Here is a 24,725-nt window from a genome sequence, read left to right as displayed (position 1 = left end):
CGCCACAGTTTTCTGTGGCGGTTTTTTTTAATCCTTAATTTTTCGAAAGAATTCTGCGTTTCCACCAACCAATACGTTCAGTTTTGGAAGAATCATTAGGCGTTGATGAAATAACAACGGGTTGATTAATTGTTTCTTCAATTTGGGAAGGAGAGGTTTCGATAACTTTCTCCATCTCGATTACAGTTTCTTGCTCTAATATTTTTTGTATTTGCGTTGTCTCTTTAGAAGATGATTTTTTACGTGTTCCACGTGTTGATTTTTTACTCTTTTCAAGAGCTTTATCTTCTACCTCATGAATAGCTTTGTCTGCTTTTTTTGTTTTAGTTTTACGCACCGGACTGGTTGTAGGTTTTTTTTCAAGAGCTTTTTGTTCTGCAATATTTTGATCATTCTCTAAAGAAAGTTGATTTTCTACTACTTTTGAAGAACGTGTTTTACGTTTTTTAGGTTTAATACTTGTATCATTTTTTTCAGATTCACTCTGTTGTTGTATATCTAGAGTTTGTGTATTATTTTTTGTTTCTTCAAGTTCAAAAGATTTAGCAGGTGAAACACGACGTTTGCGATGCGCTGCTTTAATTTCTGCTAAAGCTTGCTTAGCAAAATCTCCCACTGGTTCTGCATAAGGAACGCGAATCTGATGAAAACTATTATCTTGATTGCGTCGACCACCACGACGTCCTCGACGACGTCCTCGACGATAAGAATCATCATTCAAGGTATCTTCTTTTTTATGAACGTTGGAGAGAGAATGATCAGTAATTTCACCGTGACGATTTTTGCGCCGACGCTTTTGATTTGTTTCAATGGGAGAAGGATTTTCAATAGATTCACTCTTTATGAAAACAGAATCTTCAATTTCTTGCTTATTGTCATCTTCCAATGAAGATTGAGAAATTCTCTCTGCTATTGAGCCTTTAGAAATAACAAGATGTTGTGTTCCAATACTATCATCTGCTTCAATACTAATATTAAGTTTAAAGCGAGCTTCTAAATTAACAAGAATATTGCGTTTATGATTTAATACATAAAGCGCTGTTGCTACGGGGGTGCGCACGATAATATTATGTTGCGAATTATGAAGAAGATATTCTTCAATTGAGCGCATGACATGTAACGCAATTGATGATTCAGAACGTATATTTCCTGTTCCTGCGCAATGTGGGCAGGGCTGTGTCGTACTTTCTAAAACCGATATGCGAATACGTTGACGACTCATTTCTAAAAGGCCGAAGTGTGAAATATGACCTACTTGAATACGAGCACGATCGTTTTTTAAACAATCTTTTAATTTTTTTTCGACCAGCTTCACATTGCGTTCTTCAAGCATATCAATAAAATCAATCACAATTAAACCAGCAAGGTCACGCAAGCGTAATTGACGCGCTACTTCTTCAGCAGCTTCAAGGTTAGTTTGTAAGGCTGTCTTTTCAACAGAGAATTCTTTCGTAGAGCGGCCAGAATTTACGTCAATAGCAACAAGTGCTTCTGTTTGATTAATAACAAGATAACCACCAGATTTTAAAGAAACCTGTGGTTGCAACATTTTATCAAGTTGAATTTCAATATTATTTCTTGCAAAAATGGGCGTAGGATCACGGTAAGGTTGCACAACTTTTGCATGGCTTGGCATGAGCATACGCATAAAGTCTTTCGCTTCACGATATCCTTGGTCTCCAGAGACAAGAATTTCACTAATGTTCTTATTGTAAAGATCTCGTATAGAACGCTTGATGAGATTGCTTTCTTCATGGACAAGGCATGGCGCCGTTGACTCGAGTGTCAAAGTGCGAATAGTATCCCATAATCGCATAAGATATTCATAATCACGTTTAATTTCAGCTTTTGTTCTATTGGCACCAGCGGTTCGTAAGATAACACCCATACCTTTTGGAACGGCTAATTCTTTTACGATTTCTTTAAGACGCTTACGGTCTTGTACATTCGTAATTTTTCTTGAAATACCACCACCACGTGCTGTGTTGGGCATTAGAACAGAGTAACGACCAGCTAGAGATAGATATGTTGTAAGGGCAGCACCTTTATTACCACGCTCTTCTTTGATAACTTGTACCAACAAAATTTGACGTCGTTTAATGACTTCTTGAATTTTATACTGGCGCCCTTGTTTTCTTTGATAAATTGGGAGCTCTTCACGGATGTCCTCAGCACCAACCATTTCGATCTCATCATAAGAGATATCAGCATTTAATGCTTCTTCTGTATTATCAATTATTATCGCTTCAGATGTGATATCATTTTCAATATCGGCTGCTATAACATTGTTTTTTTCACTTTTTTTTGTTCTTCTGGAGCGTTTTTTATTTTTAGTTGCTTCTTCCGTAAAGGTATCTACAGAATTTTCTCCTACAGCTTCTTTTTCTTCTTCTTCAAGAAGAGCAAGGCGATCAGCAATAGGAATTTGATAATAATCAGGATGAATTTCAGAAAATGTTAAAAAACCATGTCGGTTTCCACCATATTCAACAAAAGCCGCTTGGAGAGACGGTTCTACACGCGTAATACGTGCGAGATAAATATTCCCCTTGAGCTGTTTTCTATGTTCTGATTCAAAATCAAGTTCTTCAATTTTGTTGCCGTGAACAACAACAACACGTGTTTCCTCCGGATGGGAGGCATCTATAAGCATTTTGTTTGACATAAGTTAATATCCTGAAGGCGACATGCACAATTTTATTCAAACGAACGCTATAACTATTCGTAAACATAAAAGGCTGTCTGCCATAAAAGGGAGGTACCAGAAAAACAGGACGGAACACCACGTGCAGAGGCATGACTGCATTTACACCATTTCTCATCATTATTTCCATCTGTTTTTTATGACTCATATTTCTTAAAAGTCTCCGGTAAAATAATCTTTAAAACAGTTCGGATATCCGAACCAACGAATCTTAAGTAATGCAATCCTAATGTTACAACATAGAAATTTTTCATCCATAAAAAAGTCTCAACGCATAATAGACAAAAAACCTCTAAAGACAACTTAATATGAGTTACAGATAATTTAGATGACTATTATCAGTTAGGAAGCATAAATATTCTTTTATGTTGATATCATGCGTTTGGCAAGTAACAATGTAAATCATGTATAATTATAATATCTTTATGCCCTTAATTTCGTTTTGAGGTGTTTATTTAGCTTTTATTGAAAAATAGATAATAAATTGGTGTATCATTTTATGTAAACAAGATAAATTATTACAAAGGTAATGTAGAGTATTTTGCTTATGATAAGAGTTTTTTTTACCAAAAAGCTGAAAACAGCTTATGGGGATGTTATTGTGCTCGTCACATACTTTTTATTATCTTTTTTGCTACTCCAAACTAGTGTTCAAGCCGCAGATCCTCTGAGACTTATTAATTTTCGAACCATTGGTGATAGTATTCATACGCGTATTATTGCGGTTTTTAATTCAAAACCAAATGTTCGTTTACAGATTTTGGACAGGCCCGTACGTTTGGTTATCAATTTACCTACAATTGACTTTTCGATGCAAAATACACCTTTAAAGAAACGGAATACATTATCCGTTATGCTTTCAGATGTGCGTTATGCTTTCTCTGACATACAGACCTCACGCATTATTTTGACAAGTAAAACGGCTTTTGTGGTTGAAAAAAATGTCGTAAAAAAATTAAATAATGGTTTATGGCAGTTGCTGATTGATATTCGTAAAAGTACACAAGAAAAATTTGATGAGATATTAAAAAAACAGCAAAGAAGCAATTTTGATACAAAAACACAGTTAATGCCAGCATATAATTTCCGTGTTGTTCTTGATCCTGGTCATGGTGGTATTGATGGTGGTGCGCGGGGTGTTACTGGAATTTTAGAAAAAGATGTGACTTTAGACTTTGCGCGTGCATTGCGAGACGAATTACAAAAGGATTCTCATATTACCGTTGCTTTGACACGAGATTCCAATATTTTTTTAAGACTAAGTGAAAGAGTTAAAAAAGCGCAAGAGTTTGATGCGGATCTTTTTATATCTATTCACGCGGATACGATTGATCTACATTCTCTTCGCGGTGCTACAGTATATACCATATCAGATAAAGCCTCTGATGCCATTGCAAAATCTTTAGCTGAAAATGAAAATAAAGTTGATTTGCTTGATGGTTTGCCTGCAGATGAAACGCTCGAAGTTACAGATATTTTGATGGATCTTACACGACGTGAAACACATACATTTTCGGTTAATTTTGCAAATAGTGTTATTTCAAATTTATCAAAGAATCATATTAACTTGATTAATAACCCACATCGGTATGCTAATTTTCAAGTTTTAAGAGCTTCAGATATACCCTCAGTCTTGATAGAGATAGGTTATTTATCCAATAAAGAGGATGAAAAGTTATTAAATGATCCTCATTGGAGAAAACAAATGGCAGCCTCTATTGCTCATTCTATTCGTCAATTTGCTGATTATAGGCAGAAAATGATACAGCCTCTTTAAATTTATGAGAAAATAGAGTATCAATATGGGCTTCTAGTGTACCCTGGTATAAATAAAAGATAGAAAACAATTTCTCTTGATCTCAATCTTGTGGTGATATCCACTTGGTGTGTTTGAAGTAACGTATTTTTTCTTTAATTAATTCTTAAGAAAGCGATAGCCGTTTTTATGATGATTTTTTTAAGATATCTTCTTCGTTTTTTTATTGCTATTGGACTTTATGGTGCAATAACGTGGGGTGTTATGACCAGTGGTCAAGCAAATGCACTCCCTGATTATGAAGTTCTTTCACTTTATGAGCCGCCGGTAATGACCCGTGTCCATGCTTCTGATGGCCGTCTTATGGCAGAGTTTGCAACAAAACATCGCCTCTATTTACCGATTCAATCAATACCAAAGCTTGTTATAAATGCTTTCATTTCGGCTGAAGACAAAAACTTTTATCATCATTTTGGTTTAGATCCTGAAGGACTTTCTCGAGCTTTGATCAATAATATTCGTAATATTGGTTCTGGAAGACGTCCAGAGGGTGCATCAACTATAACGCAACAAGTCGCTAAAAACTTCCTTTTAAGTTCAGAAACAACGTTAGAACGTAAATTTAAGGAAGCTATTTTAGCAATGCGTATTGAGAAAACTTATTCAAAAGATCATATTCTCGAACTTTATCTCAATGAAATTTATCTGGGTCGTGGCACTTATGGTATAGCAGCTGCTTCTTTGACTTATTTCAATAAATCCGTCAATGACCTGACGCTAGAACAATGTGCTTATTTGGCTGCTCTTCCAAAAGGACCAGCAAATTATGATCCATTTAAGAATACACAACGTGCTATTGATCGGCGTAATTGGGTTATAGACCGGATGATTGCAAATGGATATGTAACGCGTGAACAAGGTGAAAAAGCGAAAGCTAAACCTTTAGGAGCGACAATCCGTGGGAGTGATAGCTATGTTTTTGCAGCTGATTATTTTACTGAAGAAGTACGGCGTCGTTTAATACATCGCTATGGGGCTAAAACACTTTATGAAGGTGGGCTTTCCATTCGTACAACGCTTGATCCGCATTTACAACTTATTGCGCGACGTGCTTTGCACGATGGATTAATTAGATTTGATCATGCGCAAGGATGGCGTGGAGCTTATGCGCATATTGATGAGAAAGGTGATTGGGGGGCAGAACTTGCAGATATCATAGGGCTAAGTGATGTTCCTGAATGGCGTTTAGCTGTTGTTCTTTCTACTAATCCCAACAAAGTAGAGATTGGTTTACAGCCACAGCGCGAAGCTTCAGGTATATTATCAAAAAAACGGGAAATTGCTGTTTTATCTGAAGCTAATTCAAAATGGGCACTCCATGTTGTAAAAGAAAATGGTTATCGAAAAACTGTTCAGAATTTATCTCATGTTCTGCAAGTTGGGGATGTCATTTTTGTTGAAAAACTATCCAATACAAACAACACTTATCGTTTACAACAAATTCCAAAGGTTGAAGGTGCAATTGTTGCTATGGAACCTCATACAGGGCGCGTTCTTGCTATGGTGGGAGGATTTTCTTTTGCCGCATCTGAATTCAATCGTGCAACCCAAGCTTACCGCCAACCGGGGTCTGCTTTTAAGCCTTTTGTTTATGCAGCAGCTCTTGATAACGGATATACACCAGCATCCGTTGTTTTAGATGGCCCCATTGAAGTTCGTCAATATAATGGTGAAATTTGGCAACCCAAAAATTATGGTGGTACCTTTGCAGGACCTTCAACGTTGCGTTACGGTATTGAGCATTCTCGTAATCTTATGACAATACGGCTTGCCAATGATATGGGAATGCCTCTTGTCGCTGAATATGCAGAACGCTTTGGGGTGGTAGATAAATTGCAGCCTTATCTTCCCATGGCTTTAGGGGCTGGTGAAACAACAGTATTACGGATGGTTACAGCTTATTCCGTTATTGCCAATGGCGGACGCTCTATTAAACCTTCTCTGATAGACAGAATTCAAGATCGTTATGGGAAGACAATTTATCGTCATGATGATCGTATTTGCGAAAATTGTAATACGAATTCATGGAATAATCAAAGTGAGCCCACATTGATTGATGAGCGAGATCAAGTTCTTGACCCTATGACGGCTTATCAAATTACCTCGATGATGGAAGGGGTTGTTCAGCGTGGTACTGCGGCACGTTTACGTTATCTTAATCGACATATTGCCGCTAAAACAGGAACAACCAATGACTCTAAGGATGTCTGGTTTATGGGATTTACTCCTGACATTGTCGTTGGTATTTTTGTCGGTTATGATCAACCAGCTTCGTTAGGATATAATGGAACAGGAAGTTCATTAGCTGCACCTATTTTTGGTGATTTTATGGCAGATGCTCTTAAAGGGAAGCCAGATGTTCCCTTTAAGATGCCAAAAGGTATGATTTTAATGCCAATTAATCGGAAAACAGGAATGCTTGCCGAAAGAGGAGATCAAGATGTCATTATAGAAGCATTTAAACCAGGGACTGGTCCTGCTGATATATATCAAGTTATTGGGAGTACAAATTCTTTTCAAGAAGGTGTTCCTGCAGTAACGACTTCTCCACAAGTCAACAAAGCACTTGAAAGTGGGACAGGTGGGCTGTATTAATCGACAAAATCTCCTTTTGCCATGAGTCATGGTTTTTATCTCTTTTTTACAATGTCGGTTCTATAAATAGAGTGATAGAATTGTACCATTTTCTGATAGCAGCTATTAAATTTGTATAAAATGCTAAGAGACACAACCAAAAAGAGTTTTTAAAAATACGGTGTTAAATTATGCGAGCAGAAATAGAAACATTAGTTGATGAAATCCAGAAAGCAATACAATTGCTAAGGGGGCATCTTTGACTGGGATCAATCACTAAAGCGTCTTGAATATCTTAATCAAAAAGCGGAAGATCCATCATTATGGGATGATGCACAACGAGCACAGGATATGATGCGTGAGCGTCAACGTCTCGATGATTCAATCAATGGTCTTTTATCATTTACAAAAACACTTGAAGAATGCATTGAGCTTATTGCGATGGGCGAAGAAGAAAGTGATGTGGAAATTATCGCTGATGCAGAAAGATCAATACGTAATCTTAAAAATGAGATAGATAAAAGGCAAATTGACGTACTTCTTTCAGGAGAGGCAGATCCGAATGATACCTATTTAGAAGTTCATGCTGGAGCAGGGGGAACAGAAAGCCAAGATTGGGCTTCTATGCTCTTACGTATGTATATGCGATGGGCTGAACAGCATGAAATGAAGGTTGAAATTTTAGAAGTTCATGATGGAGAAGAAGCAGGAATAAAGTCAGCGACTATTCTTGTAAAAGGGCATAATGCTTATGGAATGTTAAAAACAGAATCAGGCGTTCATCGCTTAGTGCGGATTTCTCCATTTGATTCGAATGCAAAGCGCCATACTTCTTTTGCGAGCATTTGGGTCTATCCAGTTATTGATGACAATATTGAAGTTGATGTTTCAGAGGCAGATGTGCGTATTGATACATATCGTGCATCTGGAGCAGGAGGACAACATGTTAACACAACAGATTCTGCTGTTCGCATCACACATATAAAAACGGGTATTGTTGTTCAATGTCAAACAGAGCGTTCTCAACATAAAAATCGCGCTACGGCTTGGTCGATGTTGCGTGCACGGCTTTATGAAGAAGAGCTTAAAAAAAGAGAAGAAGAAACCAATGCTGCTGAATCTTCTAAAACAGAAATCGGATGGGGACATCAAATTAGATCTTATGTTCTTCAACCCTATCAGCTTGTCAAAGATTTGCGTACAGGAATTGAAAATACGGATCCACAATCCGTACTTAATGGTAATTTAGATGCATTTATAGAGGCAGCACTCGCACGGCGCATTTATGGACAAGACAAAAAAATTGAGGATATTCGTTAATTATATATCCTTCCTTCAAGCCATATAGATTTTTTCTTAAGCTGTTCGTTTTATGGATGCTGTGATGTTATATAGCCTTTGATACTTTAAAGGTTTAAAGGGGGATTTTCTTGTTCCTTTCTTCAATTTTTTCTCACACGCTAATTCTGCTTATGATATTGCAAGTGATAGGAAGAATCTGAAATCAGAAAATTTTGCGATATTCGGGGGACTAATATAAATGTAAAACAATTCATTATCCTTATAAATCAATATATTGTAAAAATCGAATCCGTTGAAAAACTAAAATCAATTAGGGAGAATAACTTTTGCTTTTGAAGGTAAATCAAACACTCAATTTACAAGTTACCATTATGATATAAAAGTGTTGCAGTAGCTAAAACATTTTCAGCATGCCCAGATACGCTTACTTTGCGCCATTCTTCTGCTATTATTCCATTTGCATCAATTAAAAAAGTGCTCCGTTCAACTCCCATATATTTGCGTCCATACATGCTTTTCTCAACCCAAACACCATAAGCTTCGAGGGTCGTTTTTTCTTCATCAGAAACCAAGATGACATCAAGTTCATGTTTTATTTTAAATTTATCATGTTTTTTTACATTATCTGGAGAGATTCCAATAACAGCAACACCGATTTCATCAAATTTCATCTTTAATTTTGTGAAATCAAGTGCTTCACTTGTGCAACCACTGGTGTCATCTTTGGGATAAAAATATAAAACAACAGGCTTTCCTTTAAAGTCAGAAAGACACACTGTCTCTCCTCCATCGCGCGGCAAAGTAAAATCAGGAGCAAGAGCACCTTTCATTGGTCTTGTCATTGTTTTCATCTTTCTTTTTTGTGTAACAGGTATAAGATATCAGAGTACACAGAAGAAAAGAACTATTCAACTCTCTAGAATTTTATCGTTTTGAAGAGACTTTTATTTCCCTAACAAAATTCGCCCTATCACAACGATTGAATTGAAAGAACAAGCTCGACGTGAACAACATAAACAAAACAGCAAAAGATTATATTGGTTTCATCACAACATGTTTTTTCTTACCAAAAGAAAGTTTAATGGTTCCTTCTGCACTGACATCCCCTTCAATAATAAGATGTGTTTCATCCTTTATTATTTGATCATTTACACGGACACCTCCACCTTGAACGTGTCGGCGTGCCTCACTATTAGATCTAGCGAGTCCTGCTTGTACTAAAAGAGTGAGCAATCCAACACCTTTTTTTAATTCTGAGGCATTAATTTCAACAGTTGGAAGATTTTCTCCCAGAGTTTTTTCTTCAAACGTCTTGCGAGCCGTTTCTGCTGCTGCATCAGCAAGAACACGTCCATGCAACATTGCTGTAATTTCTGTTGCAAGAATTTTTTTTGCTTCGTTAATTTCAGTTCCTTGTAATAGAGAAAGTTTAAGAATCTCATCCATTGGCAATGGAGTATAGAGCTTTAGAAATCGTGTTACATCAGCATCTTCTGTATTGCGCCAGTATTGCCAAAATTGATAAGGTGAAAGTTTATCCGCATTTAGCCATACAGCCCCATTCAATGATTTACCCATTTTGGCACCGGAAGAGGTTGTCAGCAATGGTGATGTTAACGCATATAATTGCGGTGTTCCTAAACGATGTCCTAATTCGATTCCGTTAATAATGTTGCCCCACTGATCAGAGCCCCCCATTTGCATACGCAACCCATAACGTTTATAAAGTTCAACAAAGTCATAAGCTTGCAGAATCATATAATTAAACTCTAAGAATGACAAAGAGTGCTCACGCTCAAGTCTGAGTCTGACAGAATCAAATGACAACATACGGTTGACAGAAAAATGCTTTCCTACATCACGCAAAAATTCTAAGTAGTTTAAATTGCATAACCATTCAGCATTATTCACAATACAAGCATCGGTTTCTCGGTCACCGAATGTCAAATAGTTAGCAAATACCTTTTTAATACCATCAATATTTGTAGCAATATCATCTTGTGTCAGAAGACGTCGTGCTTCGTCTTTGAAGGAAGGATCACCAATCAATCCGGTCCCTCCGCCCATTAAAGCAATGGGGCGATGACCCGTTTTTTGTAACCAATAAAGCATCATAATCTGAAGAAGACTTCCAGCATGTAAACTCGATGCTGTTGGATCAAATCCAGTATAAGCGCTTACAGTTTCTTTTGAAAAAAGATCATCTAAGCCTTTTTCATCTGAAATTTGGTGGATAAAACCACGTTCGCTCATAATGTGTAAAAAATCAGATTTAAAGGCAAACACAGATTTAATTTCCTAATTTAAGAGTGCATTTATTGTATATAATAGGCGATTATATAGCGAATTATTAATGCGTTATCTATCATAACTGACGCACACCTCACAAGAGAAAGAGACATATTGGTAATATAAAGATAATAATACAGGTATTATTATCTTTATACGCTAAAAAAGAGACTTCTTAGTAATAGAAAAAAGGTATGCTGTTATTCTCATTTCTATCCTGAAATAAAATTTAGAAAAGTTTTAAATGCAGACTAAAAAAATTACTTTGTTATGATCAGAGACAATTTTTGCTAATTTTTTTATAAATCTATCGTATTTTCCTAAGTTAGTGAAAGTATTTCAGGAGGAGGAGCGAGAAGTTCATTGGAGATATGGTTATCCAAATAGTGGGTACATCGCTCAATAAGTTTTTCATGACATCCACTGAAAAAGTGATTAGCTTCTTCCAATATTTCTTGTGTGATGATGATACCTTTTTGTGTTTTTAATTTATCGACAAGTATTTGAACATCTTTTGGAGGGGAAACTTTATCGATACCGCCATGAATGATAAGTCCAGAAGAGGGACAAGGTGCAAGAAATGAAAAGTCATAAACATTAGGCTGAGGGGCAACTGAGATAAATCCCTCAATTTCTGGTCGGCGCATTAAAAGCTGCATACCAATCCATGCTCCAAATGAGTATCCTGCTACCCAACAATTTTTAGAATCTGGATGTTGTGTTTGAACCCAATCGAGAGCAGCAGCAGCATCTGAAAGTTCTCCTATTCCATAATCAAATTCACCCTGACTACGACCAATACCACGAAAGTTAAAACGTAAAGTTGTAAAGCCACGTTGTTGGAACATATAAAAGAGGTCATAGACAATTTTATGATTCATAGTTCCACCAAATTGGGGATGAGGATGCAAAATGATCGCAATGGGTGCATTTTTTTGTTGTGAAGGTTGATAACGCCCTTCGAGCCGACCCGCGGGACCGTTAAAAATAATTTCTGGCATAAAATGCTCCTTAATGCAATAAAGGACTCTCTTTGACCCTAGTCGACTTTTACCATAGAATCTCTTAAATAATTATTAGATATTCTTTTTTTAGTGCACTTTTCAAGAAAAATGCGCTATTTTTTCAATCAATTCATAAGATTAATGATTGCGATGTAAAATGGTTATAAAACGCCGATATTTTGATCATAACGCAACAACACCGCTCAAAAAAGTGGCACGGATGGCGTTACTGGAATCTTTAGAGATATTTGGTAATCCATCATCGGTTCATAAGGAAGGGCGTGCCGCTAAAACTTTGTTGCAAAAGGCCCGTCGGCAAATCGCTGAAAATCTGAAAACAGATCCAGATCACGTGGTATTTACCTCTGGTGCGAGTGAAGCTGCAATGACTTTGTTAACACCCTTTTACAATATGGGGAAAGCAAAAGTTAAATTTTCTCACCTTTACCTTGGAGCGACTGAACATCCCTCTGTTGCAGAGGGAGGACGTTTTTCTAAAGAGTTGATAAGCGTCATTGATGTTGATCAAGATGGGCTCATACAACAAGATAAATTAACATCACTCTTAACGGTTCACGATAAAACAAAAGGTTTACCTCTTGTTGCTATTCAAGCTGCAAATAGTGAAACGGGTGTTATTCAACCGTTAACAGAAATCGCCGCTATTGTTCGGGATTTAGGAGGCACTCTTATAGTTGATTTAACACAATATGTAGATAAAAATTTTGTGGATATTCATCAGCTAGGAGGAGACTTTTTTATACTGTCTGCACATAAAGTTGGCGGTCCTAAAGGAATCGGTGCTTTTGTTTCATGTGGTAATCTTCTCATGCCACACCCTCTTATTATTGGGGGAGGACAAGAAAAAGGTCTCCGTGGAGGAACAGAAGCATTGCCCCTTATTGCTGCTTTTGGGGCAGCAATGACTGATTGCTTCACACAGGAGGAAATAAAACAGTTAATATATTTACGCAATAAATTAGAAGCTGGACTACAAAAAATAAGTAAAAATGTTGATATTTTTGGCAAAAGAGTTCAACGTTTGCCAAATACAACTTACTTTACCGTGAAAAATATAAAAGCTGAAACGATGCAAATTGCTTTTGATTTAGAAGGGTTTTCTTTATCATCCGGCTCTGCTTGTTCTTCAGGAAAAGTAAAACAAAGCAAAGTGTTGGAGGCAATGGGGTATCATGTTCCAAATGGTGCCATTCGCATTTCGCTAGGACGTGGCACAACTTCTGAAGATATTGATGATTTTCTGTCGTTTTTTTCTCAAATTATAAGCAGGAAAAAAGGGGAAGATTTATCATCAGAAAGTTATAAAAATTAGAATTATTTTAAAAATAAAATAAGTTTGATTGAAATTTTTGCGCTTTACCTATAGCCTAGGAGATAACTTGCTTACTTTAATCTTGTAAAAAACAAGACTTTAGTTACCGGTTTTTGACGCCAAAAAATGGAGAAAATTGATGCCGGCAGTACAAGAAACGATACGCCAAGTACGTGAAATAGATGTTGACCAATATAAATATGGTTTTGAAACCAATATTGAAACCGATAAAGCTCCAAAAGGCTTAAATGAGGATATTATCAAATTTATTTCCGCTAAAAAAAATGAGCCTGAATGGATGCTAACATGGCGCTTAAAAGCTTACCGCCGTTGGCTGACAATGCAAGAGCCTCATTGGGCGCGTCTTGAATATCCTAAAATTGTTTTTCAGGAGCTTTATTATTATGCTGCTCCCAAAAATCATACAGGACCAAAATCTTTGGATGAAGTGGATCCTGAGTTATTAGCAACGTACGAAAAACTTGGCATTCCCCTTAAAGAACAAGAGATTTTGGCAGGAGTAAGAAAACAGTCTGATCCCTCCACTTTTGATGACAGTATGTCTGTATCGGGGCAGGTGGCTGTTGATGCAGTCTTTGATTCTGTTTCTGTTGTAACAACATTCAAAAAAGAGCTGGCACGCGCCGGTGTGATTTTTTGTTCTATTTCAGAGGCGATTATTGAACATTCTGAGCTTATTAAAGAATATTTAGGAACAGTTGTACCTATAAGTGATAATTATTATGCGGCCTTAAATGCTGCTGTCTTTACAGATGGTTCATTTGTTTATATTCCCAAAGGGGTTCGTTGTCCTATGGAGCTTTCAACTTATTTTAGGATTAATGAACGCAACACTGGCCAATTTGAACGAACATTGATTATCGCCGCTGAAGATTCCTATGTTTCTTATCTTGAAGGGTGTACAGCACCCCAACGTGATGAAAACCAACTTCATGCTGCTGTTGTTGAGCTTATTGCCCTTGAAAATGCAGAGATTAAATATTCTACAGTACAAAACTGGTATCCTGGCGATAAAGATGGAAAGGGCGGTATTTATAATTTTGTGACGAAGCGTGGAGATTGTCGAGGTGATAGCTCTAAAATTTCATGGACACAAGTTGAAACCGGTTCTGCGATTACTTGGAAATATCCATCCTGCTTACTCCGTGGTAATAATGCGCGTGGAGAATTTTATTCTATTGCTGTTGCAAACGGTTATCAACAAATTGATTCTGGTACAAAAATGATTCATTTGGGAGAGAATACATCCAGTCGCATTATTTCCAAAGGTATTTCTGCAGGTTTTTCAAATAACACTTATCGGGGACAAGTCACAGCGCATCGAAAAGCACAAAATGCGCGTAACTTTACGCAATGTGATAGTTTGTTAATCGGAAATGATTGTGGTGCGCATACAGTTCCTTATATTGAAGCAAAAAATGCAACAGCTCAGTTTGAACATGAAGCCACAACATCAAAAATTTCTGATGACCAACTTTTTTATGTTATGCAAAGAGGAATTCCGGAAGAAGAAGCTATCGCATTAATTGTAAATGGTTTTGTAAAAGAGGTCATTCAAAAACTTCCCATGGAATTTGCTGTCGAAGCACAAAAGCTTATTAGTATTAGCCTTGAAGGTAGTGTTGGATAATTTTATTTAATTAGATAAATAGAAGACTTTATGTAAAAAGGCTGTAACGGTAGCACATAATGCTAAAAATGACCTCTATGGTAATTACAAAAGTAGATGGATGCTAAGGTAAAATAATACGCATTGATATCTGAAAAACAGCCAAAACAGGATTAAATTATGTTAGAGATCAAAAATTTGTACGCCCGTATTGCTGAAACCGATACAGAAATTATTCGTGGTTTAAACTTGACAGTTCAAGATGGAGAAGTTGCCGCTATCATGGGACAAAATGGAGCCGGAAAATCAACTTTATCTTATTTGCTTGCTGGTCGTGATGATTATGAAATAACAGAAGGAGATATTCTCTATAATGGACAATCACTTTTAGAAATGGATCCAGCAGAACGTGCTGCATATGGTGTTTTTCTTGCATTTCAATATCCAATGGAAATACCAGGGGTAGCAACAATGGAATTTTTAAAAGTTGCGATGAATTCTCAACGCAAAGCGCGAGGTGACGAAGAACTTAAAATTCCTGAATTTATAAAATGTGTTAAAGAAGTTTCAGCCAAACTTGAAATAGATATGGATATGCTAAAGCGTCCATTAAATGTAGGTTTTTCAGGTGGAGAAAAAAAACGCGCTGAAATTTTACAAATGGCACTTCTTGAACCTACACTTTGCATTTTAGATGAAACGGATTCTGGCTTAGATATTGATGCACTAAAAATTGTTGCAGATGGTGTTAATAAACTTCGGGATTCAAAACGTTCATTTTTGGTGATTACCCATTATCAACGGCTGCTTAATTATATTATTCCTGATACGGTACATGTTCTTTATAAAGGACAAATTATCAAAAGCGGTGATAAATCCTTAGCGCTTTATTTAGAGGAAAATGGGTATGCTGATCTTATTAGGGAAGCGGTTTGAGGTTATTAAATATGAATGCACAGCAAAACTTGTTAGCGGTTGAAGAAAATATACTCAGTAATTTTAATCAGTATGTAAACCACTTACCTGGTGATAAAGCTGTACAGGAAATCCGCAAGAAAACTATTGAGCAGTTTCAAACGACACGGCTTCCTTCCCGTAAAATCGAAAGTTGGCATTATACCAATCTGCGTACCTTACTGAAGTCTATTAGCAATTTTTCAAAAGTTCAAGACAATCAATTGGTTGATGCATTGCTTTCAGAAAGTGCTGTTTTCTCCATAAACAATGGAAAAACATCGATAGAGTCAAAGGTAGACAACATTGCAGTAAAACGCCTTTCAGACGCATTAGAAGATAATTCTGTACAGATAAATCAAAACATTTCTGATGAAGATTTTATTGGACAGTTAAATACAGCTTTTGTTACAGATGGTTGGCTTTTTCACATCCCTGAAAATACAAAGTTAAATATCCCCATTGAATTACAAAATATACAAATGGGGGGACAATCTCATATTTTTTCGGATATAAAAGTTGATAAAAATAGTCAAGTTATGTTTATTGAACATCAGGTTGGCAATGATAAAGATACCTTTGTCAGTTCAATATTTTCATTAAATGTTGCTGCTGATAGTGATGTTACGTGGATTCTCATTCGCAATCGTGATTTTAATTCTACACAATTTGGTCGATTTTGTGCTGTTCTTGATCAAAGAGCGAAGTTATCACTTTATGTCATTAATATAGGGAGTCAATTAAATCGCCAAGAAATCGATATTGAATTACAGGGAGAAGAATCTGATTTTCAATTACGCGTCATAAATTTATTATCAGGACAAACACATAGTGATCTTACAATGACTGTTCGTCACGTGGAAGAAAAATCAACATCAACCGAAATTATACGCAATGTGGTTACAGATAAGGCTGTTGGTGTTTTCCAAGGAATAATACGTGTTTCTCAAAAAGCGCAAAAAACAGATGCACGCATGGCTTGTAATAGCCTTATTCTTTCAGATGATGCAGAATTTAATGCAAAGCCTGAACTGGAGATTTTTGCTGATGATGTTGCATGTGGTCATGGTGCAACAGTTGCTAATATTAATCATGATTATCTTTTTTATCTTATGACACGTGGTATCCCATTTAAAACGGCGCGAGCACTTTTGATTAAAGGATTTATCTCTGAGCTCATTGATGACATCAAGCAAGATAATATTCAAATCGTTTTGGAGAATATCATTAGTAAATGGCTTGAAAAAAATGTTTAAGGTAGAAAAAATGGAAAATAACGTACAAACATTTACTTATAATGTCGAAGAAATTCGGCGTGATTTTCCTATTTTGCACCATCAAGTTTATGGAAAGCGATTAGCATATCTTGATAGTAGTGCTTCTGCCCAAAAACCAATGTCAGTACTCAATGCAATGAATAATTATTATCACTATAGTTATGCTAATGTGCATAGGGGAATGTATTTTTTAGCCAATATAGCAACACAATCATATGAAAATTCTCGTGAAACCGTTCGTGTTTTTCTAAATGCTCAAAAAGCTGAAGAAATTGTTTTTACGAAAAATGCAACAGAAGCTATTAATACTGTTGCTTATGGTTGGGCGATGCCACAACTCAAAGAAGGTGATGAGATTGTTCTAACGATCATGGAACATCATTCAAATATTATTCCTTGGCATTTTCTCCGTGAACAAAAAGGTGTTAAACTTATTTTTGTTCCTGTCGATGAAAATGGTGTTCTGCACATTGAAGATTTCCAAAAGGCTTTAAGCGAAAAAACGCGGCTTGTTGCTATAACGCATATGTCCAATATATTAGGAACTGTGCCTCCTGTTAAAGAGATTATTAAGCTAGCACATCAAAATTCTATTCCGGTTCTTGTTGATGGTTCTCAAGGAGCAGTACATTTAACCGTTGATGTGCAAGATCTCGATTGTGATTGGTATGTCTTTACAGGTCATAAGCTTTATGGACCCACTGGTATTGGTGTTTTGTATGGTAAAGAAGATAGATTAGAAGAAATGCGTCCTTTTCAAGGGGGAGGGGAAATGATCGAGGAGGTAACAATCGATAAGGTTTTTTATAATGCTCCTCCTTACCGTTTTGAAGCAGGCACTCCTCCTATCGTGGAAGCTATTGGATTAACTGCGGCTATTGATTATATACAAGAGAAAGGTCGTAGCACGATTCATGCCCATGAGAGGTCCCTTTTAGCTTATGCGCAGGAAAAACTTAAAATGGTTGAGTCATTGCGTATTTATGGTCATTCTCCCAATAAAGGAGCTATTATATCATTTACAATTGAAGGGATTCACGCCCATGATATCGCTATGTTTATTGATAGAAAAGGGGTTGCGATACGTGCGGGAACTCATTGTGCACAGCCTTTATTACAGCGCTTTGGTCTAACATCTATTTGCCGCGCATCGTTAGCCATGTATAACACTCAAGAGGATATAGATCAATTAGTAGAAGCATTGCAAGAAACAAGGACATTTTTTAATGGCTGAATCAATTGAAGAGCGTCATTCTACAGAATCCGTTGAAACTGTAAGCGAAAATAAAAAATCTTACATATCAGCAATTCCAGCAGACGAAATTGATCGTATGACAAATGATATTATTGCTGCTCTCAAAACAGTTTATGACCCAGAGATTCCTGCTGATATTTATGAGCTAGGACTGATTTATCGTATTGATATTGAAGATGATCGTTCAGTAAAAATTGAAATGACTCTTACAGCACCGGGATGTCCTGTTGCAGGTGAAATGCCGGGGTGGGTAGAAAATGCAGTCAGTGCAGTTGAAGGGGTTTCGTATGTTGAAGTCACTATGACTTTTGATCCACCATGGACACCTGATTGTATGTCAGAAGAAGCTCAAATTGCTGTCGGATGGTACTAAAAGTATTGTTAAGAGACTCTAATTTAGCCATTCATGAATAAGCTGTTTACTTTTCATAAGCGTTTAAATTTAAGGACGATCGCATGAGTTATAATAAACAAAAACTAGAACTCACTTGGATTGGAAAAGAAAAACGCCCAAAACTAGAGCCTCGTATTTTATTGGAAGATCTTGAAAAATCTTATCACGCTTCGCATCAAATATCATCCCAAGATATTTTTGATAATAAACTCATTTTTGGTGATAATTTACTCGCACTCAAAGCGCTTGAACAAGAATATATGGGGAAGGTAAAATGTATCTATATCGATCCGCCTTATAATACAGGCAATGCCTTTGAACATTATGAAGATGGTTTAGAGCATTCCATATGGCTCAGCCTTATGAGAGACAGGCTAGAATTGTTACATCATTTACTGGCGGATGATGGAAGTATCTGGATATCAATTGATGATGATGAACAAGCCTATCTTAAAGTGATGATGGATGAAATTTTTGGTCGCCAAAATTTCATCAACAATATTATTTGGCAAAAGAAATATGCTCCACAAAATGATACAAAATGGCTTTCTGATAATCATGATTTTATAATGGTTTATGCTAAAGATAAAACGATTTGGCGCCCTCAATTGCTTCCTCGTTCAAGCGATATGGATGCGCGCTATAAAAATCCTGATAATGATCCTCGCGGTCCTTGGAAATCTGGAGATTTATCTGTAAAAAGAGTAACACCTAAGGATATTTATGAAATCATCACACCTTCTGGACGCAAGGTAATGCCTCCTAATGGTAGAAGTTGGGCTATGAATAAAAAAAAATTCTTTGAATTATTGAATGATAATCGTATTTGGTTTGGTCCAACAGGAAGTAATGTTCCTTCTATGAAACGTTTTTTATCAGAGGTAAAAAATGGTATGGTTTCAATGACCATTTGGCCTTATCAGGAAGTTGGCCATAATCAAGATGCAAAAAAAGAAGCCAAAGTCTTCAATTTTGATAGTGTCTTTACAACTCCTAAACCGGAACGTTTAATGGAACGCATTATTCAACTTGCTACTAATCCCGGTGATCTTGTACTGGATTCTTTTGCTGGTTCTGGCACAACCGGTGCTGTTGCCCATAAAATGGGAAGGAAGTGGATTATGATTGAACTTGGTGAGCATTGTCACACCCACATTATCCCTCGTTTAAAACAAGTCATTGATGGAACTGATCAAGGGGGAATTTCCAAAAGTGTCAATTGGCAAGGTGGCGGGGGATTCCGTTATTATCGCCTTGCACCTTCCCTGTTGCAAAAAGATCCATGGGGACAATGGATTATTAGTCGCGAATATAATGCTGCCATGCTATCAGAAGCCATGTGCAAACATATGGGATTTACCTACGCACCTGATGAAAATCATTATTGGATGCAAGGGTATTCAACCGAAACAGATTATATTTATGTCACAACAAGCGCTATGACCCATGAACAACTCCGTATAATGAGTGAAGAGGTAGGCTCTCATCGCACGTTGCTGATTTGTGGTACAGCCTTTGATACAAAATCAGCATCCTTTGAAAATCTGACACTCACTAAAATCCCCCGTGCAATATTAGAAAAATGCGAATGGGGAAGGGACGATTACAGTTTAAATGTAGCCAATCTTGAACCAGTGATTGTGGTAAAAGAAAACAGCAAAAATAAAGATATTGCGCAAGCAGAATTAGATCTATTTGAATAATATATAAAAAGCGGAGTTTTTCATGAACACTGTTGAAAAAAGGATTTCTGCTCGCTTATCGTTACGTAATCCTCAACGTGAATCTTTAAATATTTTGGTAAAAATCTTAGAAAATATAGAGCTTTCTAAAAATGCTGATTTTGTTACAGAGTTAGAAGTGATAAAAAATCTTTATCCTTCTGTACAAGATTTTGAACGAAATTTTCCCTCTTTTTGTTTTGCCTTAGCAACGGGTGTTGGGAAAACGCGACTTATGGGGGCTTTTATCAGCTATCTTTATTTAACAGGTCATAGTCGCCATTTTTTTGTTTTAGCGCCAAATTTGACTATTTATGAAAAGTTAAAACAGGATTTTAGTCCCCAAAGTCCGAAGTATGTTTTCAGTGGAATGAGTGAATTTATTGCCAATAGACCCGTTATTATTACAGGTGAAGATTATGAAAGTGGTAAAGGTATTCGCGTTGATGAACACCATATTCAAGGACAAAAGCGTTTGTTTGAGAATGGAGATACGGCCTTTATCAATATTTTTAATATTTCTAAAATTAATACAACGGATAATAAAAAAGGCGCACTAAAATCTAGTATTCCGCGAATTAAACGCTTACAAGAAACGATTGGTGAAAGTTATTTTGATTATCTCGCAAATCTTCCTGATTTAGTTTTGTTAATGGATGAAGCACATCGTTATCGAGCTTCTGCTGGTGCGGCAGCAATTAATGAGTTAAAACCTGTTTTAGGAATAGAGCTTACAGCGACACCAAAAACAATAGGTGCAAAACCCGTAGATTTTAAAAATGTTGTCTATAGTTATTCACTTGCAGAGGCTATGAGAGATGGTTTTGTAAAAGAGCCTGCTGTTGCTACACGTAAAGATTTTCAACCTCAAAATTATACATCTGAACAATTAGAACATATCAAATTACAAGATGCAATTCATGCCCATGAAAACGTGAAAGCAGATTTAATTGTCTATGCAAAAGATTATAACAGAAAGTTCGTTAAGCCTTTTATTTTAGTTGTCGCTCAAGATACAAATCATGCACAGAAATTGCGTGATTTATTGGAATCAGATGATTTTTTTGCAGGAGCTTATAAGGGAAAAGTTATAGAGATTCATACAAAACAGTCGAATATAGAAGAAGATCAAAATATTCAAAAGCTGATTGCAATTGAAGATTCTCATGACTCAACAGAAATTGTTATTCACGTTAATAAATTAAAGGAGGGGTGGGATGTTACGAATCTCTATACTATTGTACCGTTGCGTGCATCGGCTTCAGAAATTTTAACAGAGCAAACAATTGGGCGTGGATTGCGTTTGCCTTATGGGTATAGAACAGGCGTGGAAGCTATTGATCGTTTAACAATTATTGCGCATGATCGTTTTCAAGATATTATTGATCGTGCAAACGATCCAAACTCAATTATAAAAAAGCATATTGAGATTGGAACAGGAGGGAATATCCCCTTTGAAAAGACCGATATAGTGACAGTTCCAAGTCAAGTAGAAGCTTTATTGATGCAAACGATGGTAATACGTAATTCCGATATAAATGGAGCATTTTCTGATTTACAAGGTATCATATTACGTCATACAGATTCCCCTACATTAACACCTGAAGAGCAAGATATTGCAGCGATCGCGTGGGATCTTATCAAAGAGAATGATAAATTGCCAAGTTCTCAAATGCTTTGTTCTGCACAGATGCAAGAAAAAATTGCTAATAAAGTTATGAATATTAAGCCTTCATCACAAAAGTCTCTTGTATCAAAAGTGGTGACAATTCTGACAAAACAATTAACAGAATTTATAATAAATATTCCAAATATTATACTCATTCCTTCGCGTGATGTTACTTATGGTTTTTATGATTTTGATTTGGAAAATTTAGAAAACTTAAATTTTCAACCTGTTAGTAAAGAACTTTTAATTCGAGAATTGCGTACCCATAAAAGCATTTTTCTCACATCTAAGAATGAATATGTCAAAGAGCCTTATCTTGAAAACTATATCATTCGTGGTTTGATTGATAATGACTTTGTCGATTATGATAACCATACGCTCTTATTACGAAAATTAGCTAGTCAGATAGTAGAACATTTCCGATCTTATTTACCCAATGATACAGCTGTTGAGAACGTATTAATTCACTATCAGCACAAGCTTACTAGTTTTATTGTTGCGCAATTAAGAGAACATCAATGGGAAACGCAAAAAGATTATGCGGTTAAAGTTACACGAGGTTTTACAATTTTACAACCTATCCATTATGTGTTGCCGCAAGGGACGTCTCCTCTTGATTTTCGTAATATTCCTGCCATTAAAAGCGATATTAAAAAACTTGTATTCAGCGGCTTTAGAAAATGCTGTTATCCTTTACAAAAGTTTGATTCAGTAGAAGGGGAATTACGATTTGCTCAAATATTAGAGGATGATGCACAAGTCTTGAAATGGATGAAACCCGCTCGAGGTTTTTTCAAGATAGAATATGATAAAGGATCAATCTATGAACCAGACTTTGTTGTAGAAACGAAGGATGCCAAATATCTTTGTGAGCCTAAAAAAGCCTCTGAAATGCAAAATCCTATTGTTTTAAAAAAGAGAGAAGCTGCAGTTCAATGGTGTTGTCATGCAACGCGCTATGCGGCGACTTATGGCGATAAAAAATGGTATTATGTTCTTATTCCCCATGATGCTATTAAAGCAAATAGTAGTTTTGAAGGTTTGTGTGCAGAGTTTACCATTTCAGAATCTATACTTGAGAGCTTATAACTTTTTGCTTCAAAAATAAAACACTTAAGTTTTTTAATTGACGGGTGTGAGGTTTAATCAAATGTTTGAATAATTATTTTAACTTTTTTCTAACGACGTTAAAAGAAAAATGTATAGAAAAGTTATACAAGATTATGCTTTTGTATGGGGATTTGTAGCACATTTACAATTTTTTATAAAAGTACAATCTTATTTTCGTTATGTGAAAAGATCTTTGAGTTATAGTTATAAATTAAAAAAAATATTTTAATTTTATTGAGTAATTTGATAAATGTTCTTTTTTTAAAAAACTTAAACAGTTTATTGTTCTTTCATTTAAAACGCCTGAATATAATGAAATACCCAGAGGATAAAAGGGGGAGTTTTTCATATGACTTTAAATTTAACAAACACTGTTTTTAATTTTTTAAAGAAAAACCCGACAAAAAAGTTTACAGCTCGAGAAATTGCTCAATGGATATTTGAAAATTACCCAGAAAAATGCCGTCAAAAACAAAAGAATTCAACGGCAATAATCACTCCCCTTAATAGTGATGCAGCTCTTATTCAGCAAATTGTTGCTGAAATAGGGGCAAAACGCCCTCAGTTACAAAAGCGTTATTCAGAAATTAAAACCACTGAAGGACGACCGCGACAATATTATTTTACTGAACAAACAGATAGTGCTGAAATTGATACAATAGAGGACAATGCAAAGAGTAGAACAGAAGATGGCTCTGTTAAAGAGCATGATCTTTATCCATTATTATCTAAATTTTTATGGTCAGAGCTTGCAGTTTATAGCAAGCGCATTAATGAGAAATGTTCTCGTAATAAACATGGTGCAGGCGGAAATAAATGGCTTTATCCAGATCTCGTAGGGATGCAAGATTTAAGCAAGGAATGGAATCGTGAAATCAAAGACTGTGTTTTGCAATATTTTGATAAAAAGACAAAGCTTTGGTCTTTTGAAGTAAAAATTCTCATCAATCGTTCAAATTTACGAAAAGCATTTTTTCAAACAGTTAGTAATTCTTCATGGGCTAATTTGAGTTATTTAGTTGCTAGTGAAATTGAAGGAGTTGATACATTAAAAGAGCTTCGGATGCTTTCAAGTTTGCATGGAATTGGATTTATAAGACTTAATAAGGAAAACTCTTCCGAGAGTGAAATCTTAATTCCTGCCAAAGAACGTAGTGATATTGATTGGGATACTGCTAATAGATTAGTGGAGGAAAACAAAGATTTTCTTGATTATATTAAGCTCATTCGTCAATTTTATCAAACTGGTGAGATGCGTCCACTAGATTGGGATCGTATGTATCTATGAGGAGTATTTTTAAAAAGACTCTATTATTTAAAAGCCTTTTTTCAGAGTGATGAAAAATTACTCTAATTATTTTGTTTGACTTATTATATTGATATTGTATCAATTAAAATTTTTCTCACGTACCTCATGAGTAGGGTTGAGTAGGGGAAGAGTAAAAATTCTGTTTTAGACCTGTTATATTTTGTGCATTGAGCGTGATTCCATTAGATACTAGACTTAATGATTATAATTTATTATAAATTTTTTATTATAGAGAGTGAAATTCGACTTTTTTGCTTTTTTACATCAAGCATGGAAAATATTACTTCCTCATATTGAAGTCTTCTTACGGAGAATTTACACTACTATTTCTTTAATTTCCATTGCTGTTCGTTTTGATGATTATTAAGCTTTTTGTTATCCGAA

Annotated in this window: 16 protein-coding genes; 12 read left to right on the top strand and 4 right to left on the bottom strand. The window is 35.9% G+C overall.

Annotated elements, in window-relative coordinates; translation table 11 throughout:
• Positions 1-34 precede the first annotated feature (34 nt).
• Entirely contained in the window at positions 35-2,665 is a 2,631-nt protein-coding gene (locus ACFINY_RS05845) for a ribonuclease E/G (protein ID WP_375700924.1), read from the bottom strand.
• A 586-nt stretch (positions 2,666-3,251) separates the two neighbouring features.
• On the opposite strand from ACFINY_RS05845, the gene ACFINY_RS05840 reads away from it, so the two are divergent.
• From ACFINY_RS05840 to prfB, 3 genes are all read left to right on the top strand, one after another.
• A complete protein-coding gene (locus ACFINY_RS05840; RefSeq protein WP_375700923.1) occupies positions 3,252-4,481 on the top strand; it encodes an N-acetylmuramoyl-L-alanine amidase in 1,230 nt (409 codons plus the stop codon).
• Between the two features lie 168 nt (positions 4,482-4,649).
• Complete coding sequence (locus ACFINY_RS05835; RefSeq protein ID WP_375611892.1) at positions 4,650-7,115, top strand: penicillin-binding protein 1A; 2,466 nt, start codon at positions 4,650-4,652, stop codon at positions 7,113-7,115.
• Between the two features lie 170 nt (positions 7,116-7,285).
• Positions 7,286-8,414, top strand: a protein-coding gene (gene prfB, locus ACFINY_RS05830) for a peptide chain release factor 2 (RefSeq protein WP_375650261.1) whose coding sequence is annotated in 2 segments (ribosomal slippage) — positions 7,286-7,354 and positions 7,356-8,414 — 1,128 coding nt in all. Because the reading frame shifts where the segments join, the coding sequence is not laid out codon by codon here.
• Between the two features lie 338 nt (positions 8,415-8,752).
• Here the strand turns inward: prfB and ACFINY_RS05825 are convergent.
• The 3 genes from ACFINY_RS05825 to ACFINY_RS05815 form a co-directional block, all read right to left on the bottom strand.
• A complete protein-coding gene (locus ACFINY_RS05825; RefSeq protein ID WP_375646714.1) occupies positions 8,753-9,238 on the bottom strand; it encodes a peroxiredoxin in 486 nt (161 codons plus the stop codon).
• 190 nt (positions 9,239-9,428) lie between these two features.
• The gene (gene tyrS / locus ACFINY_RS05820; protein WP_375650266.1) at positions 9,429-10,682 is read right to left on the bottom strand and encodes a tyrosine--tRNA ligase; all 1,254 of its coding nucleotides are present in this window, start codon (positions 10,680-10,682) and stop codon (positions 9,429-9,431) included.
• Positions 10,683-11,005: 323 nt separating this feature from the next.
• Positions 11,006-11,686 carry an alpha/beta hydrolase gene (locus ACFINY_RS05815; RefSeq protein WP_375611896.1) on the bottom strand — a complete coding sequence of 227 codons (681 nt, stop codon included), beginning with the start codon at positions 11,684-11,686 and terminating at the stop codon, positions 11,006-11,008.
• Between the two features lie 160 nt (positions 11,687-11,846).
• Between ACFINY_RS05815 and ACFINY_RS05810 the strand changes: the two genes are divergently transcribed.
• The 9 genes from ACFINY_RS05810 (at position 11,847) to ACFINY_RS05770 (ending at position 24,320) form a co-directional block, all read left to right on the top strand.
• A complete protein-coding gene (locus tag ACFINY_RS05810) occupies positions 11,847-13,022 on the top strand; it encodes a cysteine desulfurase family protein (protein WP_375611897.1) in 1,176 nt (391 codons plus the stop codon).
• A gap of 139 nt (positions 13,023-13,161) precedes the next feature.
• Positions 13,162-14,673, top strand: coding sequence for a Fe-S cluster assembly protein SufB (sufB, locus tag ACFINY_RS05805; RefSeq protein WP_375700922.1), 1,512 nt, complete (start codon positions 13,162-13,164; stop codon positions 14,671-14,673).
• A gap of 159 nt (positions 14,674-14,832) precedes the next feature.
• On the top strand, positions 14,833-15,588 hold the full coding sequence (sufC, locus tag ACFINY_RS05800) for a Fe-S cluster assembly ATPase SufC (protein WP_375611899.1): 756 nt from the start codon (positions 14,833-14,835) through the stop codon (positions 15,586-15,588).
• 11 nt (positions 15,589-15,599) lie between these two features.
• Entirely contained in the window at positions 15,600-16,862 is a 1,263-nt protein-coding gene (gene sufD / locus ACFINY_RS05795; protein ID WP_375611953.1) for a Fe-S cluster assembly protein SufD, read from the top strand.
• Between the two features lie 10 nt (positions 16,863-16,872).
• On the top strand, positions 16,873-18,117 hold the full coding sequence (locus tag ACFINY_RS05790; RefSeq protein WP_375700921.1) for a cysteine desulfurase: 1,245 nt from the start codon (positions 16,873-16,875) through the stop codon (positions 18,115-18,117).
• Positions 18,110-18,511: an SUF system Fe-S cluster assembly protein gene (locus ACFINY_RS05785; protein WP_273787976.1), complete on the top strand. Its 402-nt coding sequence runs from the start codon at positions 18,110-18,112 to the stop codon at positions 18,509-18,511. The genes ACFINY_RS05790 and ACFINY_RS05785 overlap by 8 nt, the downstream gene beginning before the upstream one ends.
• An 83-nt stretch (positions 18,512-18,594) precedes the next feature.
• Complete coding sequence (locus tag ACFINY_RS05780) at positions 18,595-20,235, top strand: site-specific DNA-methyltransferase (RefSeq protein WP_375611902.1); 1,641 nt, start codon at positions 18,595-18,597, stop codon at positions 20,233-20,235.
• Positions 20,236-20,257: 22 nt separating this feature from the next.
• A complete protein-coding gene (locus ACFINY_RS05775; protein ID WP_375700920.1) occupies positions 20,258-23,011 on the top strand; it encodes a DEAD/DEAH box helicase in 2,754 nt (917 codons plus the stop codon).
• A gap of 370 nt (positions 23,012-23,381) precedes the next feature.
• The gene (locus tag ACFINY_RS05770; RefSeq protein ID WP_375611904.1) at positions 23,382-24,320 is read left to right on the top strand and encodes a COG2958 family protein; all 939 of its coding nucleotides are present in this window, start codon (positions 23,382-23,384) and stop codon (positions 24,318-24,320) included.
• Positions 24,321-24,725: the final 405 nt, after the last annotated feature.

It is taken from the genome of Bartonella sp. AA23NXGY (assembly GCF_042197165.1).
GTDB lineage: Bacteria > Pseudomonadota > Alphaproteobacteria > Rhizobiales > Rhizobiaceae > Bartonella.
Note: the sequence above shows the minus strand (reverse complement) of the source record. Positions and strands in the feature narration are given on the sequence as shown.

What these genes read in the sequence shown, in the direction of transcription:
- ACFINY_RS05845 (WP_375700924.1), bottom strand. Translation starts at nt 2,665, where the DNA reads ATGTCAAACAAAATGCTTATAGATGCCTCCCATCCGGAGGAAACACGT.
- ACFINY_RS05840 (WP_375700923.1), top strand. Translation starts at nt 3,252, where the DNA reads ATGATAAGAGTTTTTTTTACCAAAAAGCTGAAAACAGCTTATGGGGAT.
- ACFINY_RS05835 (WP_375611892.1), top strand. Translation starts at nt 4,650, where the DNA reads ATGATGATTTTTTTAAGATATCTTCTTCGTTTTTTTATTGCTATTGGA.
- ACFINY_RS05825 (WP_375646714.1), bottom strand. Translation starts at nt 9,238, where the DNA reads ATGACAAGACCAATGAAAGGTGCTCTTGCTCCTGATTTTACTTTGCCG.
- ACFINY_RS05815 (WP_375611896.1), bottom strand. Translation starts at nt 11,686, where the DNA reads ATGCCAGAAATTATTTTTAACGGTCCCGCGGGTCGGCTCGAAGGGCGT.
- ACFINY_RS05810 (WP_375611897.1), top strand. Translation starts at nt 11,847, where the DNA reads ATGGTTATAAAACGCCGATATTTTGATCATAACGCAACAACACCGCTC.
- sufB (WP_375700922.1), top strand. Translation starts at nt 13,162, where the DNA reads ATGCCGGCAGTACAAGAAACGATACGCCAAGTACGTGAAATAGATGTT.
- sufC (WP_375611899.1), top strand. Translation starts at nt 14,833, where the DNA reads ATGTTAGAGATCAAAAATTTGTACGCCCGTATTGCTGAAACCGATACA.
- sufD (WP_375611953.1), top strand. Translation starts at nt 15,600, where the DNA reads ATGAATGCACAGCAAAACTTGTTAGCGGTTGAAGAAAATATACTCAGT.
- ACFINY_RS05790 (WP_375700921.1), top strand. Translation starts at nt 16,873, where the DNA reads ATGGAAAATAACGTACAAACATTTACTTATAATGTCGAAGAAATTCGG.
- ACFINY_RS05785 (WP_273787976.1), top strand. Translation starts at nt 18,110, where the DNA reads ATGGCTGAATCAATTGAAGAGCGTCATTCTACAGAATCCGTTGAAACT.
- ACFINY_RS05780 (WP_375611902.1), top strand. Translation starts at nt 18,595, where the DNA reads ATGAGTTATAATAAACAAAAACTAGAACTCACTTGGATTGGAAAAGAA.
- ACFINY_RS05775 (WP_375700920.1), top strand. Translation starts at nt 20,258, where the DNA reads ATGAACACTGTTGAAAAAAGGATTTCTGCTCGCTTATCGTTACGTAAT.
- ACFINY_RS05770 (WP_375611904.1), top strand. Translation starts at nt 23,382, where the DNA reads ATGACTTTAAATTTAACAAACACTGTTTTTAATTTTTTAAAGAAAAAC.